Origin of the sequence: Grimontia sp. NTOU-MAR1, assembly GCF_035758505.1 — a bacterium.
Lineage (GTDB): Bacteria > Pseudomonadota > Gammaproteobacteria > Enterobacterales > Vibrionaceae > Enterovibrio > Enterovibrio marinus.
The window spans coordinates 341,700-359,561 of record NZ_CP142108.1 but is presented as its reverse complement, the minus strand read 5'-3'; the positions used below and the strand labels follow the sequence as shown (position 1 = coordinate 359,561).

At 49.3% G+C, this 17,862-nt stretch carries 4 protein-coding genes; all 4 read left to right on the top strand.

Annotation, left to right across the window (positions count from 1 at the left end):
• Positions 1 to 183: 183 nt before the first annotated feature.
• Genes VP504_RS01580 through VP504_RS01565 form a run of 4 tightly spaced genes read left to right on the top strand, consistent with a single transcriptional unit; the run spans position 184 to position 17,861 of the window.
• A complete protein-coding gene (locus VP504_RS01580) occupies positions 184 to 1,818 on the top strand; it encodes a (2,3-dihydroxybenzoyl)adenylate synthase (RefSeq protein ID WP_325892622.1) in 1,635 nt (544 codons plus the stop codon).
• Positions 1,819 to 1,870: 52 nt separating this feature from the next.
• The gene (locus tag VP504_RS01575; RefSeq protein WP_281545339.1) at positions 1,871 to 3,256 is read left to right on the top strand and encodes a salicylate synthase; all 1,386 of its coding nucleotides are present in this window, start codon (positions 1,871 to 1,873) and stop codon (positions 3,254 to 3,256) included.
• A gap of 8 nt (positions 3,257 to 3,264) precedes the next feature.
• Complete coding sequence (locus tag VP504_RS01570; protein ID WP_325893956.1) at positions 3,265 to 13,188, top strand: non-ribosomal peptide synthetase; 9,924 nt, start codon at positions 3,265 to 3,267, stop codon at positions 13,186 to 13,188.
• Positions 13,185 to 17,861, top strand: a complete 4,677-nt coding sequence (locus tag VP504_RS01565) for a non-ribosomal peptide synthetase (RefSeq protein ID WP_325892621.1) — start codon at positions 13,185 to 13,187, stop codon at positions 17,859 to 17,861. The genes VP504_RS01570 and VP504_RS01565 overlap by 4 nt, the downstream gene beginning before the upstream one ends.
• The last annotated feature ends 1 nt before the right edge of the window (position 17,862 follow it).

The following is a 17,862-nucleotide window of genomic DNA, read 5'->3' as shown; positions in this document are numbered from 1 at the left end:
AAACCATTAATAATCATATTATTCAATGCTTTATGATGAATCTAAATTTCATACCTTCCTCATTCGGTTATAAAATTCCGATACGAGTAGTCCTCGAATTCCGCAAAAAGTAAGTTGTAATGATAATCATTCTCTAGAAGGTGAGAGTGGCGTTTCAAACTGCGAGATGGAGGGGCGATAAGAATGGATATCGAACATCTTGAAAAACTGTGGACCATAACGGACCAACAGAAAAAACAGATCGAAGCTGGCTATCTTCGTCCAAAAACACTTGGAGACTACTTGGCCCAGTGGGCAGAAGAGTATGGAGACAGAACAGCCGTAATAGACAATTCTACTCGCTTGTCTTATCGGCAATTGAATAGACAATCGAATCGATTAGCGGCTGGCTTTTTGAAGACGGGGCTTAAATCAGGAGAAACGGTGATTGTCCAACTGCCCAACAGTGCGAGTTTTGTGCTGGTTATCTTCGCCCTTTTTCGTATTGGTGTTGTTCCGGTGCTAGCGATGCCGGCACAAAGGGAAAACGATATCGCTTCTCTGTGCGACCAAGCCGAGCCATCCGCATATATCGTTCCTGATAGATTCCTCGGATTTGACTATGTATCGTTAGGTGAGAAACTTCAATCAAGATATCCGAAGATAAGGTCACTGTTTATCGATGGTGCCTCAAATAGTCACCAGACCATCAATACCCTACGCACCGACCCAGTTCCTCTACCAGACCTGAACCCTTTCAACACAGCCTTATTGCTACTGTCTGGTGGCACGACTGGTGCACCAAAGTTGATTCCGAGAAGCCATAGCGATTATGCCTACAATTTTGGTACTTCAGCTGACGTCTGTGAACTTAACGAGTCCACCGTTTACTTAGCAGCCCTTCCAGTAGGACATAACTTTCCTCTCGGTTGCCCAGGTATTCTTGGCACACTCAGCGTTGGCGGAAAAGTCGTCATGTGTCGCACTCCCGGCAGTGATGAGGCGTTTAGGCTCATCAACGAAGAAAAGGTGACACATACAGCTTTAGTCCCACCTCTCGTAAAGCTATGGCTGTCTTCAAAAGAATGGGATACCACCAATACTGACTCGCTCTCATTACTTCAAGTCGGCGGTGCAAAATTTGACCCAGAAACAGCAAAGCGTGTTTCTCCTGTTCTTGGGTGTAAGCTCCAGCAAGTCTTTGGGATGGCAGAAGGTTTAGTCTGCTACACGCGATTAAATGACTCCGTCGAAACCATTTTAAACACACAGGGACGCCCCATGTCGTCGGGAGATGAAATCAGGCTCGTGGACGGTAATGGAAATATCGTGCCTGATGGCGAAATTGGGGAACTGCATACCCGAGGTCCATACACCATCAGAGGTTACTTTAATGCAGAAAGTCACAATCTCACTGCGTTTACCAAAGATGGATTCTATAAGTCCGGAGATCTCGTCAGAAAGACACCTGAAGGCAACTACGTTGTTGAAGGACGAGTTAAGGAACAAATTAACCGGGCTGGAGAGAAAATTGCTATTGCTGAAATCGAACCACTTATTGAGAAGCTCGACGCCATTGATGAGTGTGTGATCGTCGCTGTACCAGATGACGAATTGGGAGAAAGAAGCTGCGCATTTGTTACTCACAAGCAAAACATCCAACCACCAACACTAAAAGAGCTTCGAGCATACCTTGCGAAGCTAGGTGTTCCAAGATTCAAACAACCCGATCAACTTGAACTGGCAATAAGTTGGCCACTGACATCGGTAGGCAAAATAAACAAAAAAACGCTGATAGAAAAAGCCCAGTTCAAACCAACCAGCAGAAGAACGGGATGAGATCGCACAGCAACCACTTGGAGCCCAACCAAATTTATAAGGATTTATTACTATGACTCAATATAAAGAACTTACTCTTCCAACATCCGCAAAAACAAGCCGCCTACTCCTGTCCATTGCTAACAGTGGGTTAGCAGATCAATTCATGATCTACGAAAAACCTGGTGAATGGTCTTTAGGGATGGGCAATTTGTTGAGCATAGACGTTTACAAAAACGAAATCGTGGTAAAGCAAGAAGACCGAATTCAAATAATGGGCTATGAGGATTTTGAACCGGCCATGACCCATATCACCCAGAATCTACCCGTAGAAAACTGGAGGCTTTATGGGCAAGCAAAATTTGAATTGGCATACGTCTTTTATGGTTTAACAAATACCATATCCCTTGATAAAACGAACAAGCTAATGTCCCTTTTTATCCCGGAATATGAAGTTAGAGTATCTGACAAAACAGCGACGCTAAGGGCGACTTCTCCCGCAGGATTAGAAAAGCTTGTTGAGTTATTCAGACTCGCTGAACGTCGCGAGAAACATGGGTATGATACTGATTTTGTTATTGAACATGTTGATTTAACTATACCGTCCAGCTGCGAATACTACAAAACCGCTGTGCAACAGGCGATCGCTGACATCCAAGAAAACCACTATCAGAAAGTCATTCTGTCGCGGCAAGTCCAAGTCTCCTTCCCTTTGGACATGGCAAAAAGTTATGAATATGGACGACAAAAGAATACGCCTGCTCGTTCATTTATCTTACGCCAATCAGGTTTTGAGGCTGCAGGGTTCTGCCCTGAAACTGTATTGGAAGCATCACCTGATGGATGGGTGAGTACACAACCACTCGCAGGTACCCGTTCTCTCGGCAATTCCCCTGAAGAAGAGTTACAACTTAAAAGCGAGCTTATCTCGACAACAAAAGAAATCGCAGAGCATGCAATTTCGGTCAGGCTTGCTTACGAAGAACTTGACCAAGTCTGTGATGAAGAGAGTCTCTCTGTGTGCGACTTTATGTCAATCAAACGCCGCGGTAGTGTCCAGCATTTGGCGTCTCGGGTAAAAGGAAAACTGTCTTCCAACCACTCGGTTTGGGACGCTTTCAAGGCCCTGTTCCCCGCAGTAACAGCATCAGGCATCCCCAAGAAAGAGTCATTACTCGCCATCAAAAAGTATGAGGCCAGCGAGCGCGCTCTTTACAGTGGTAGCGTCATGATTGTTGACCCTGATGGAGCCATGGATGCGGGTCTGGTGCTGAGATCAATTTACAAAGATGAAGAGAAATGTTGGCTTCAAGCTGGCGCAGGTATTGTCGACCAATCACTCCCAGAACGGGAACTCACTGAGACCATTGAAAAGTTGAGCTGCATTGCGCAATACCTTGTTCAAGATCTGCAAGAACCTATGCCATCAATAGAGCAGTCAAAAAAGGAGACCGTGTAGTGACTACCATGGAGTCTTTTCAATCAACTATTGACCGACAGTCAATCATCAAAGATATCGAAGAATACATTCAGTTTGAACCCCACCAACAAGATGAATCAAACCTGATTGAATGTGGCCTCGATTCGCTTCAAATAATGCGACTAGTTGATAAATGGCGCAGAGCAGGATCAACGGTAACCTTTGTAGACCTTATTGAATCTCCCACTCTTAATGATTGGCTGGCAATCTTGAGTCAGCCTGTAAGCCACGTCATCACCAAGGAAGAAAATATACACAATGAAGGACATCAGTCAGGAGATAGCCTTCCTTTCGATCTGACTGATGTCCAATACGCCTATTGGTTAGGGCGCCAAGATCATCAAACACTTGGTGGCGTTGGCTGCCACGCCTACATTGAAATCGATGGTTCAGCCGTCAACTTTGATTCGCTTGAAACCGCCTGGCATCGGCTTCTGTCACACCATCCAATGTTGAGAGCCGTCTTTACTGAGGAAGGTAAACAATATGTCGATCATCACCTCGCTCTACCTCTTTTAGAAGTTCGTGATTTTCAGTCATTTGATACTAGTGAGTTAGAGGATGCGTTAGAAGAAGTTCGCAATAGCTTGTCCCACAGGAAGCTCGATATTGCGAGAGGCCAAGTCGCGAGCCTTTCACTTTCATTACTACCGAACCACAAGACAAGAATTCACTTTGACGTTGACTTACTCGTTGCTGACGTACAAAGCATCCATATTTTGCTCCGTGATTTGGCTTACCTTTATGGCGAGTTGCAATCAGGAAACACAAATTGCACCCTGGCGGCCAAACCAGATTGGCAGTTCAAACATTATCTAGAGGCCAAAAGGCAAGCTGACCAACTTAGTGAGTGTGCTGATAAACGTTACTGGCTTGACAGGCTAGCAGATCTACCACCCGGACCTCAGCTCCCATTAGCATGTGCCCCCGATTCTATTGTTAAACCACATTTCACCCGGCGCACCCACAAAATCGCTAATCACAGATGGATAGAGATAAAGCATAACGCCATATCACAAGGCCTCACGCCTGCAGTGATGTTGGCTTCAGCCTACGCAGAAGTGCTAGCACGGTGGAGCAATAGCCCCCACTTCGTTCTCAATATCCCTATTTTTGATAGGCAAGGTGGACAACCAGGTATTGATGATGTCGTCGCTGACTTCACCAATTTACTTTTACTTGAGTGCGACTGCAGTAAGCCACTGCCGTTTACCGAGCGAGTAAAAGTGTTACAAAAACAACTCCATAAAGATTTGTCTCACTCAACATTCTCAGCCGTACAAATACAGCGTGAACTGCAAAAGCAGGGATTATCTGAAGGTGTCAGTGCACCCGTGGTATTCGCTTGCAATTTGGGCACACAATTGATTACAGAAACATGTAAGGAAACCCTTGGTGACCTCAGTTACATGATTTCCCAAACACCACAGGTATGGTTGGACCATCAGCTTTACGAGATGGAAGATGGCCTGCTATTGGCGTGGGATTCCGTTGACGATCTGTTTCCTGAAGGGGTGATAGAGGAAGCATTCGCAGAGTATTGCAGCCTTTTAGAATCATTGATTGATACTGCGAAGTGGCATGATGCTTACAATCCGTCTCTGCCAGAAAATCAGGTTGCCGTTCGCTCAGCCATTAACAACACTCAAATAGACAGAACGAAGCGCCTGATTCATCAATCCTTCTTTGAAATGGCGGCGGAAACACCCGAACGCACTGCCATTATTTCTGAACAACATTCCCTCTCCTATGGCGAGCTCGCTCAAGCTGCCCTGCAACTGGCTGCTTTACTCACCGAGCAGGGGGTTCAACCCGGTGAACCTGTTGCCGTCACCCTTCCTAGGGGACACAATCAGGTCATCGCTGTCCTTGGTATTCTGGCCGCTGGCGGGTGCTATGTCCCTGTCGGTACACACCAGCCTCTGGTGCGACAGCAGCGTATACATTCCACTGCGGGGATCCGTTTCACTGTCACTGACCCGGCACACCTTGATGCCGTCCCTGGCCTCGCCATTGATATTTCTTACACTGACAGGTTCTCGCCATTAGAGGCCCCCGTCCCTGTCTCACCAAACAGTCCGGCGTATATCATCTTCACCTCCGGCTCTACCGGTGAACCCAAAGGCGTTGAAATGGCCCATCAGGCCACCGCCAATACCCTTGATGACATTAACCACCGCTATGGTATCCACCCCGACAGCCGTGTGCTTGCGGTCTCTGCGCTCGATTTTGACCTCTCCGTCTATGACCTCTTCGGTCTGCTCAGCGCCGGCGGTGCCGTCGTCATGGTCGATGACGCCATTCGACGCGATGCCGCTGCCTGGTTGTCTTTGATTAACGAACATCATGTCACTGTCTGGAACTCTGTCCCTGTCTTGTTAGACATGCTGATGGTTGTCGCTGAAAGCCAGCACCTGACCTTACCATTTGAGCAGGTTCTCCTTTCCGGCGACTGGATTGGTATGGATATCCCTCAGCGTCTGTTTGCGCTGAACGGCCATCAGGTAAGACTGGCTGCCATGGGAGGCGCCACGGAAGCCGCTATCTGGTCTAACACCTTTGATGCCTTTTCTCCGGACACCCCTCTCCCTGAGCACTGGACGTCCATTCCTTACGGTAAACCGCTCGCCAATCAGGTTTACCGGGTGGTCGATGCACAAGGGCGCGATTGCCCTGACTGGGTGCCCGGTGAGCTTTGGATTGGGGGCCTCGGGGTCGCCACCGGATACCGGGGGGATGACACCCTCACTCAGGCCCGCTTTGTTCAGGCCACATCAGAGACTGTTTCCGGCCAACCTGTTATGCGCTGGTACCGAACCGGGGACCAGGGGCGTTACTGGCCTGACGGCAATCTGGAATTCCTGGGCCGCCTAGACCATCAGGTCAAGGTGCGGGGACACCGTATTGAGCTCGGTGAGGTAGAAACTGCCCTGAACAGCCTGAGCGCTATTCACCGTGCTGTCGCCGTCGTGCTCTCTCCTGCCGGACAGCCTGCCTCACTCGCTGCTGCCCTGTTGGTTGACCATACAGATGATACTGACACCGAGCAGTTCAAGGCGGATGTCACTGACCAACTCCGTGCCCTGCTGCCCGACTATATGGTTCCTTCTACCCTCGCGCTGGTTGATGAAATTCCTCTCAGTGCGAACGGTAAAGTTGACCGCAAGCAAGCTCAGATACTTCTGGCTGAGCATGCTGACGCACAGCACACTACCCTGACCCCCCCAAAAGGCGATAAGGAGTGTCAGGTAGCCAGCGTATGGCAAGCACTGTTACCGGACAGAAGCATCGGAAGGGAAAGCCACTTTTTCTCTCTCGGCGGTGATAGCTTGTTAGCCACCCAGGTCATTTCAACGCTACGTGAAAATGGGCTGACCGCTGAACAGCCTCTCCGTCTGTTGTTTGCACAACCTGTGTTGGCCGAATTTGCTGCCGGACTCTCATTCGAGAACGCCGAGCCGCTTTCCACCCTGGTTCCTGACCCGGACGCTCGCTTTGAACCTTTCCCACTGACAGAGGTTCAGCGTGCCTATTGGATGGGCCAGTCACCTGGACTGCCACTCAACTGTGGTACCCATTATCTGGTCGAGCTGGATGGTGAGAACGTCAATGTTGGGCGGCTTGAAAAGGCTTGGAACAGCTTGGTTCAGCATCATGACATGCTTAGGGTTACGATAGACAAAGAGGGGAATCAGCGCGTACTGCCTTTCTTCCCGGGTATTGAGACGCTTTGTCACCGATTCGATGACATGAAAGATGGTCAAGGTGAACAACTTGCACAGCAGTGGCTTCATCAACAGTTCCATACAACATCATCTGCTAGCAAAAACAGTGACGTCGGGTCTTCGGCTCAAATGCACCATCTGTTTGCTGTCTCTTATCAAGATGCAAAAGGAAACCCTCGCTGTCGTGTCGGAATTATATTCAACTATCTCACTCTAGATGGATTCAGTATCAAATTGCTTCTAGAGCAATTAAGCCGGACATACTTAGATCCAGAGAGCCTCCCCTCAAAAACAGACCTACTGTTCCGGGACTATGTCAATCAAATTGCGCCAAGTAATGAAGAAAAACAAAACGCTGAAACATTCTGGTTGAATAAACTTGCAGAACTCCCGTTAAAAGCATCTCTTCCTTTGGCGACAGAACCAGAACGCTTGGCGCATCCAATATTCACAAGGCGGGAACATCGTTTGCCGGCAGAAGATTGGCAAGCATTAAAAGACAAGGCGCAAAAGTACCAAATCACCCCTTCTGTTTTGCTTCTAACCGCATACAGTGAAGTGCTTCGCCTTTGGAATGGCGGGAAAGATCATTCTATCAATCTGACTTTGTTTGATCGCCAACCTGTGCATCAAGACATCAATCGTATTCTGGGTGACTTCACCACACTGGCACCCGTAGGTTTTTGTCGTGAAGAAGAATCAACTCTGATCGAAAAAGCTAAAAAGACCCAACGGGAGATCGCTGATGTTCTGGAAAATAAAGCCGTCTCTTCTATATGGATTCAACGGCAACGATCTCATGAAATGAGTCTCACAGCTGCCTCTCTCCCGATCGTGTTTACGAGCACATTAGGGCTTGGTAATGGGCTATTTGAACAGGGTGAATCGGGTTTCCCTAAAATGGTTGCCGGTGGTTTATCCGAAACCCCGCAAGTCTGGTTAGATCATCAGCTTTATGAATTTGATGAAGAGCTTGCTTTATCTTGGGACAGTGTTGATGCCTTATTCCCAGAGGGAATGATCGATGACATGTTTAATACTTACATTGCGCTCATTGATAATCTAATCATCATTGACTGGGATACACCACTTCACCTTGTATTACCTAACAAACAGTGTGAATCAAGGCTGGGAATAAATCGCACTGACCAAGCCTTTTCAACCAGAACCATACATCAATCCTTCTTTGAAATGGCGGTGGAAACACCCGAACGCACTGCCATTATTTCTGAACAACATTCCCTCTCCTATGGCGAGCTCGCTCAAGCTGCCCTGCAACTGGCTGCTTTACTCACCGAGCAGGGGGTTCAACCCGGTGAACCTGTTGCCGTCACCCTTCCTAGGGGACACAATCAGGTCATCGCTGTCCTTGGTATTCTGGCCGCTGGCGGGTGCTATGTCCCTGTCGGTATACACCAGCCTCTGGTGCGACAGCAGCGTATACATTCCACTGCGGGGATCCGTTTCACTGTCACTGACCCGGCACACCTTGATGCCGTCCCTGGTCTCGCCATTGATATCTCATACACTGACAGGTTCTCGCCATTAGAGGCCCCCGTTTCTGTCTCACCAAACAGTCCGGCGTATATCATCTTCACCTCCGGCTCTACTGGTGAACCCAAAGGCGTTGAAATGGCCCATCAGGCTACCGCCAATACCCTTGATGACATTAACCACCGCTATGGTATCCACCCCGACAGCCGTGTGCTTGCGGTCTCTGCGCTCGATTTTGACCTCTCCGTCTATGACCTCTTCGGTCTGCTCAGCGCCGGCGGTGCCGTCGTCATGGTCGATGACGCTATTCGACGCGATGCCGCTGCCTGGTTGTCTTTGATTAACGAACATCATGTCACTGTCTGGAACTCTGTCCCTGTCTTGTTAGACATGCTGATGGTTGTCGCTGAAAGCCAGCACCTGACCTTACCATTTGAGCAGGTTCTCCTTTCCGGCGACTGGATTGGTATGGATATCCCTCAGCGTCTGTTTGCGCTGAACAGCCATCAGGTAAGACTGGCTGCCATGGGAGGCGCCACGGAAGCCGCTATCTGGTCTAACACCTTTGATGCCTTTTCTCCGGACACCCCTCTCCCTGAGCACTGGACGTCCATTCCTTACGGTAAACCGCTCGCCAATCAGGTTTACCGGGTGGTCGATGCACAAGGGCGCGATTGCCCTGACTGGGTGCCCGGTGAGCTTTGGATTGGGGGCCTCGGGGTCGCCACCGGATACCGGGGGGATGACACCCTCACTCAGGCCCGCTTTGTTCAGGCCACATCAGAGACTGTTTCCGGCCAACCTGTTATGCGCTGGTACCGCACCGGGGACCAGGGGCGTTACTGGCCTGACGGCAATCTGGAATTCCTGGGCCGCCTAGACCATCAGGTCAAGGTGCGGGGACACCGTATTGAGCTCGGTGAGGTAGAAACTGCCCTGAACAGCCTGAGCGCTATTCACCGTGCTGTCGCCGTCGTGCTCTCTCCTACCGGACAGCCTGCCTCACTCGCTGCTGCCCTGTTGGTTGACCATACAGATGATACTGACACCGAGCAGTTCAAGGCGGATGTCACTGACCAACTCCGTGCCCTGCTGCCCGACTATATGGTTCCTTCTACCCTCGCGCTGGTCGATGAAATTCCACTCAGTGCCAACGGTAAAGTTGACCGCAAGCAAGCTCAGATACTTCTGGCTGAGCATGCTGACGCACAGCAAACTATCCTGACACCTCCAGAAGGCGATAAGGAGTGTCAGGTAGCCAGCGTATGGCAAGCACTGTTACCGGACAGAAGCATCGGAAGGGAAAGCCACTTTTTCTCTCTCGGCGGTGATAGCTTGTTAGCCACCCAGGTCATTTCAACGCTACGTGAAAATGGGCTGACCGCTGAACAGCCTCTCCGTCTGTTGTTTGCACAACCTGTGTTGGCCGAATTTGCTGCCGGACTCTCATTCGAGAACGCCGAGCCGCTTTCCACCCTGGTTCCTGACCCGGACGCTCGCTTTGAACCTTTCCCACTGACAGAGGTTCAGCGTGCCTATTGGATGGGCCAGTCACCTGGACTGCCACTCAACTGTGGTACCCATTATCTGGTCGAGCTGGATGGTGAGAACGTCAATGTTGGGCGGCTTGAAAAGGCTTGGAACAGCTTGGTTCAGCATCATGACATGCTCAGGGTTGATATTAATGATATGGAAACACAATGTGTGGCCGAGGATCCGTCCAGATTCTTTACCTCTATTGAACAGGTAGAGTGTGATGATCTTGAACATGCCAGCACGCAGCTCTCACTTTGGTGGAAAGCTCTCTCGTCCTCGAAAGAAGCCACATTGTTTGCAGCGCGCGTATTTTCAATGGGTCATCACCGCAGCAGGGTTGGCTTGATCTTCAACTACCTCACTTTGGATGGCTTCAGCATTAAAATGCTGCTTCGCCAGCTAGCACTCAGATACAGGGATCTTGAAGCGCCTTTGCCTGCGCCTGCGGTCTCATTCCGCGATTATGTTCAACAATTCGCACCCTCGGCAAAACAACGTGAAACAGCTATCAAATACTGGGAGCAAAAACTTGAAACACTCCCGCTATCTGCAGCTTTACCACTGAAGGTTGATCCAAGAACAGTCAATCATTCTCACTTCCGCAGACGGTCAATGATCTTAAACCGCGAAACTTGGCAAAGTCTAAAGAAGTCAACAAGAGCCAATGGGATCACACCTTCTGTTGCAGTGCTGAGTGCATTTTGTGAGGTTTTAAGCCGTTGGAGTGGCGGCCACTCACATACCGTAAATATGACACTGTTCGATCGGCAGCCAATTCACCCGGATATCAATCATGTTGCCGGTGACTTTACATCATTGGTACCAGTGGGTTATCAGCCTGACAGGAGCGCAAACTTAATCGAAAGTGCTTTGCAGTTACAGGAAGAAACCTTTGATGCCTTAGAGCATCGACAGGTTTCTTCAATTTATGTGCAACGCGAGCGCGCAAAGCATATGGATATGACAGCGGCTGCCTTGCCTATTGTATTCACCAGCACACTCGGAATGTCTGATGATCTGTTAAGAGAAGAGACTATCAGCGAGTTCCCGCAAATATCCGGTGGAGGCTTATCGGAAACACCTCAGGTATGGCTGGATCATCAAATGTATGAATATGGTGATGAGCTTCATATTTCATGGGATACCGTGGATTCACTTTTCCCTGAAGGCATGCTCGACGACATGTTTGACGCCCTCAGCACAATGTTGAATACCCTGCATGTCTCGTGGAACTCACCACTGGATACGCTTTTACCATTACAACAGACTCAAACCCGCCGTGTGACCAACACGACAGAGTACCCTTATAAGGAGCGAACTCTTCACCAACCGTTCTTTGAAATGGCGGCGGAAACCCCCGAACGCACTGCCATTATTTCTGAACAACATTCCCTCTCCTATGGCGAGCTCGCTCAAGCTGCCCTGCAACTGGCTGCTTTACTCACCGAGCACGGGGTTCAACCCGGTGAACCTATTGCCGTCACCCTTCCTAGGGGACACAATCAGGTCATCGCTGTCCTTGGTATTCTGGCCGCTGGCGGGTGCTATGTCCCTGTCGGTACACACCAGCCTCTGGTGCGACAGCAGCGTATACATTCCACTGCGGGGATCCGTTTCACTGTCACTGACCCGGCACACCTTGATGCCGTCCCTGGTCTCGCCATTGATATCTCATACACTGACAGGTTCTCGCCATTAGAGGCCCCCGTTTCTGTCTCACCAAACAGTCCGGCGTATATCATCTTCACCTCCGGCTCTACCGGTGAACCCAAAGGCGTTGAAATGGCCCATCAGGCCACCGCCAATACCCTTGATGACATTAACCACCGCTATGGTATCCACCCCGACAGCCGTGTGCTTGCGGTCTCTGCGCTCGATTTTGACCTCTCCGTCTATGACCTCTTCGGTCTGCTCAGCGCTGGCGGTGCCGTCGTCATGGTCGATGACGCTATTCGACGCGATGCCGCTGCCTGGTTGTCTTTGATTAACGAACATCATGTCACTGTCTGGAACTCTGTCCCTGTCTTGTTAGACATGCTGATGGTTGTCGCTGAAAGCCAGCACCTGACCTTACCATTTGAGCAGGTTCTCCTTTCCGGCGACTGGATTGGTATGGATATCCCTCAGCGTCTGTTTGCGCTGAACAGCCATCAGGTAAGACTGGCTGCCATGGGAGGCGCCACGGAAGCCGCTATCTGGTCTAACACCTTTGATGCCTTTTCTCCGGACACCCCTCTCCCTGAGCACTGGACGTCCATTCCTTACGGTAAACCACTCGCCAATCAGGTTTACCGGGTGGTCGATGCACAAGGGCGCGATTGCCCTGACTGGGTGCCCGGTGAGCTTTGGATTGGGGGCCTCGGGGTCGCCACCGGATACCGGGGGGATGACACCCTCACTCAGGCCCGCTTTGTTCAGGCCACATCAGAGACTGTTTCCGGCCAACCTGTTATGCGCTGGTACCGCACCGGGGACCAGGGGCGTTACTGGCCTGACGGCAATCTGGAATTCCTGGGCCGCCTTGACCATCAGGTCAAGGTGCGGGGACACCGTATTGAGCTCGGTGAGGTAGAAACTGCCCTGAACAGCCTGAGCGCTATTCACCGTGCTGTCGCCGTCGTGCTCTCTCCTGCCGGACAGCCTGCCTCACTCGCTGCTGCCCTGTTGGTTGACCATACAGATGATACTGACACCGAGCAGTTCAAGGCGGATGTCACTGACCAACTCCGTGCCCTGCTGCCCGACTATATGGTTCCTTCTACCCTCGCGCTGGTCGATGAAATTCCACTCAGTGCCAACGGTAAAGTTGACCGGAGAACGCTCTCCAGTCTGCTAAACCGCCAAACAGAAAACAGTTATGAAGCGCCACGTGATTCGATAGAAGAACAAATTGCAGAAATCTGGGCCTCAGAGTTGGGTATCGATCGGATATCACGAAACGATAACTTCTTCATGATTGGCGGCGATAGTTTAGCCGCAACCAGGATCGTTCAGGCGATGCAGCAACAACGGATAAGCCCGGCGGGAGTAACGTTATCAATGCTCTTTACAGCACCAAGCGTTGCGGAATTTGCAATGCCGATAAAAGCACAGTGGCAGGCTCTCTCCGAGGGAGACAAGGAAGATACTGAAATTTTTGAGGAGGGTTCGCTATGAACAAACCAATGACTGATATGACCGCTTTTGAGCTCGTTGAAAGTTTGCAGAACCGCGGCGTCCAGCTTTGGGTAGAAGACAACAATTTAAGATTTAAGGCGCCAAAAGGCGTCCTTACCTCAGAACTCAAGTCTCTGCTTTCGGCTAAAAAACATGATGTTATTGATTTACTTAACCAAGCCTCTGAGGAGACTGTGTTAACAACCCATCCAGAAGATAGGTTTGAACCTTTCCCACTCACCGACTTGCAGTTGGCTTACATAGTAGGTCGAAGAGACAACTACGAATTGGGAGGTGTTGGGTGCCACTCTTACATCGAGCTGGAAATGCCGAGGCTGGATCACGCCAGGCTCGAGAAAGCTTGGCACAAGCTCATCATGCGACATGACATGCTAAGAGCTGTCATTGACACCAACGGCCAACAGCAGGTGTTGAAGAACTATACACTGCCTTCTATATCATGTGATGACACCAAAGGTCAGCCTGAAAAAGTGTTCAGAGATTCGGTCACCAAGTCACGGGAAGAAATGGCTTATCGTCGTTATGATTCGACGTGCTGGCCACTTTATGAGTTGCGCCTGACCCAACATGACAGCAGCGCAATTCTTCATCACTCTACTGATCTACTGATCGCGGACTTTGCCAGCATTCAGCTGCTTTTGGCTGAACTTGGGGATATGTATCTGCATCCTGAAAAGGAACATGAACCACTCCAAGCCTCATTCCGTGATGTCGTTCTCTATCAACAACACAGTAAGCTTCATCAAGAAGATGATTCAAAATACCAGCTAGACAAAAACTATTGGCAGAAACGCATTCGCTCCCTCCCCGGCGCCCCGGAATTACCCGTTAACCCAAACTTGCAACCAGATCATTTGGCAACGGGTGCAGCACCCAGTTTCAAAAGGCTGTCTTTCGAATTGCCTGAAGTTCAGTGGAAGATGTTTAGTCAAATTGCTAAAACTCATCAAATTACCCCTTCCAGCGCAGTGATGAATGCGTTCGCTGAAGTGCTTCAGCGCTGGTCGAGAAATGATGACTTTTGTATCAACCTGACACTACTGAACCGAAAAGCCCCCCACCCCGATATAAACCGAATTGTCGGCGACTTTATTGCAGTCAATGTATTGGAGGTTAATGGATTAAGAGGTGAAAACTTTAAAGACAGATCCGCGGCGCTCCAGCATCAGCTTTGGCAAGACCTGGAGCATGATGCATACACAGGTGTAGAGGTCCTTAGGGACATCACCAAAGAAAGAAAAAGTAATACACTGATCCCAGTGGTTTACACGAGCACAGTTGGTGTCGGGAGTGAATCACTCCCACAAAACGACTTTATGCATAACGCTAAATTGAACTTCGGTATTACACAGACGCCACAAGTCTGGCTGGACTGCCAAGTGACAGAGCGACGTGGCTTATTGTTTGTTGATTGGGACATACGAAGCGGCGTATTCCTTCCGGGAGCCATCGAACAAGCCTTTGATGCATTCAAAACACTGCTCACGACATTAGCAACGTCAGAGTCTCACTGGGGCAGCCACAAGCCCGTCAGTCTGCACCCTGAGAGTAAAAAGCTGCGCGAGCAACTTAATACTGAAAAAGACGCTTCTTTGCCTTCAGGCTATTTGCATGAGTCATTCTGTCAGCATGTTATCGCAGCTCCTAATGAAATCGCACTTGTGCATGATACACAAACGCCCTCGAACTATACCTACCGTGAGCTTGCAGAGTGGTCTTTGTCCATTGCAGATACATTAATCGACAGGGGTCTGCTTTCCGGAGAACCCGTCGCCATATTTATGGACAAAGGACCCAAACAAATTGCTGCGGTGCTTGGTGTACTGCTGGCGGGTGGCGCTTATGTTCCGATAGACGTAATTCAGCCAGAGAAAAGGCGCAATACCATTCTCGAAGATGCCCGTATACGCCTCGTACTCACCTCTTCAGATACATCGGAGGTAGAATGGCCAAGTGATGTTAATGCCCTCTTTGTTTCCGAATCGCCATTGCTTGAGAGTCAGAGTGAACGATTGGAAGACCGTCTTTCAGAGATCATTAAACAAGGCCAACAGGCCAATACTCACGAACAACTCGCCTACATACTGTACACATCAGGCACGACTGGTCGTCCCAAAGGCGTAATGCTGACACACGAAGGGGTGAGCAATACGATTGCCGGTTTTAACAGAGAGTTCGGTATCACCGCTAGCGATAGAACACTGGCCTTGGTTAATTTCAGTTTTGACCTCTCTGTATTGGATATATTCTGCACGTTCAGTGCAGGTGCTACCCTCGTCATTCCGGGGAATGGCTGGCGCAATAATCCTGAAGTTTGGGCAAGAACAGTGCAGAACCAGAAAGTGACGATCTGGAACTCTGTGCCGGCACATATGCAGATGCTCATGGCATGGCACGAAAACAATAGCTCAGTCAGTCTATCGACCCTGAGGCTGGCATTTATCTCTGGTGATTGGATTCCTGTCACGTTGCCGCCGAAAATTCTCGCTGCGCTACCAAACCTGGACCTGAACAGTTTGGGCGGGCCTACTGAAATTTCCGTCACCTGTATTTCAAACCGTATTATGGATGTTCCTGACGGAGCAACCAGCATTCCCTATGGTCTTCCTCTCAGTAATCACAGACTTTATGTCCAGAACACTCGCTTTGAGGACTGCCCTGACTGGGTACCGGGAGAAATGTTAGTTGGTGGTCCAGGCGTTGCAAAAGGATTCATTAACGACCCTACAAGAACTGAAGAGCGCTTCATTATTCATCCGGAGACTGGTGAACGAATGTATCGAACGGGCGATATATGTCGCTATCGACCAGATGGGGTCATCGAGATCCTGGGGCGTCAGGACAATCAAATCAAAATACGAGGTCATCGTATCGAACTAGGTGAGGTTGAAGCAGCACTCAGTGAACTTAGTTATATCAAACAAGGCGTCGCTCTAGTAAAACCAGAACCATTGGAGTTGGTCTGCGCCATTGTGCTAGATGACTCTGAATCAGAAGAAACGAATGGAGAAAGTTCCAACCTGCTTCAAGGCGTTCAAGAAGAACTTTCTTCTTTACTGCCGGGCTACATGATCCCATCACAGGTCTTGGTATTGGATGCCATCCCACTTAGTAGTAATGGAAAGGTAGATAGAAATACACTCAAAGAGCACTTCTCTGCGTTGCCAACGAATTCCAACATCGAGGAATTGCCATTAGAAACACCTTTGGAGCTCAAACTCGCCGACATTTGGAAAGCACTGCTCAAGGTAGAGCACGTACAAAGAACTGATGACTTTTTCCTTAAAGGAGGTTCTAGTCTCTCCGCTGTAGAGTTGCTAAATCGACTTTCCGAGGCAGGCTTTATCGTTAACATTGATATGATTTTTAACAACGCTGTTTTTGACAAAATGGTAGGCGTATTAGAAGCATCAGAAGATGCAGAAGAAGCCTTCCGTCAATCTATCGATCTAGACCAGTTGTGTGCAGAGGCCTTCAGAAATCTACCGCAGGCGTTGTCTTTAAGCACTCCAACAGGAAAGCCGCAAAACCTATTTATGACGGGTGCCACAGGTTATTTGGGTGTCTACATACTCAAAGCACTACTCGACAAGACCGAGGATACACTCTATTGCCTTGTACGCTGCCAAGACGAAGCAACCGGTTATGAGCGCATCCGAAAAGTTATTGCTGACCAAGGATTAGACTGGGAGCTCGATACCCAAAGAATTAAAATCATTCCAGGAGATCTCACCTTAGATCACTATGGCATCAGCGATTCTGAGTACGACTTCCTGGCACAAACCATAGACAAGGTCGTGCATATTGCCGCGCTAATCAGCCTTATCGCACCACTGTCTGACCTTTACCCAATCAACGTTAAAGGGTCTGCCAATGCTATTGAATTAGCAACTACCGGGAAGATAAAGCCTATCCACTATATGTCTACAATTGGCGTCCATTATCGACTTCCGTATGAAGAAAATGAACCGCCAGTGCTAGAGTCAGTGGCCCCTGATGGCCCTTGGCATAAGCCAGAACTTACTTACGAACACACTAAGTACATGGCGGAGCAAATCTTCTACCGTGCCAGGGAAAAAGGTGTTCCTGTTAACATTTACCGATCCGGTGCTATTACCTGGGATAACACATTAGAAAAACCTTTCATCAATGATGATGCGTTCGTCAAATTCTTCCGTACATGTTTAAGCGTCGGCGCTTATCCAGAGTCACGCATTTTGATTAGTACGACACCCGTTAACATTGTCGCTGACTCGATTGCAGAAATAAGCAAGATGGATGTTGAGGAAAATGGAAAGAACTTCCATGTCGTTTCACGTCAAAGCCATACAGGTGAGCAAATATATCGCTGGCTTAATGAACTTGGATGTAATTTCAAGTCGGTTGATTTTGCAACATGGGATAAGCAACTTGCGGATAGTTTCGGCCGTGGTTTCATCAATCGCTATTTCAAACATGGTATGGAACAAGGCGGACACCACCAATATCGTATCGATAATACTGAATCCGCATTAGCCCTCGTAGATAAGGCACCTCACATCATCAGTCAGGAATACTTTAAACCGCTCGTTGCTCATTACCAAGAGACGATCAAGCGCGTATTCGCACAGCCTTATAATACCGTGCACTCCGCATCAGAAGAGGAGGCGTAAT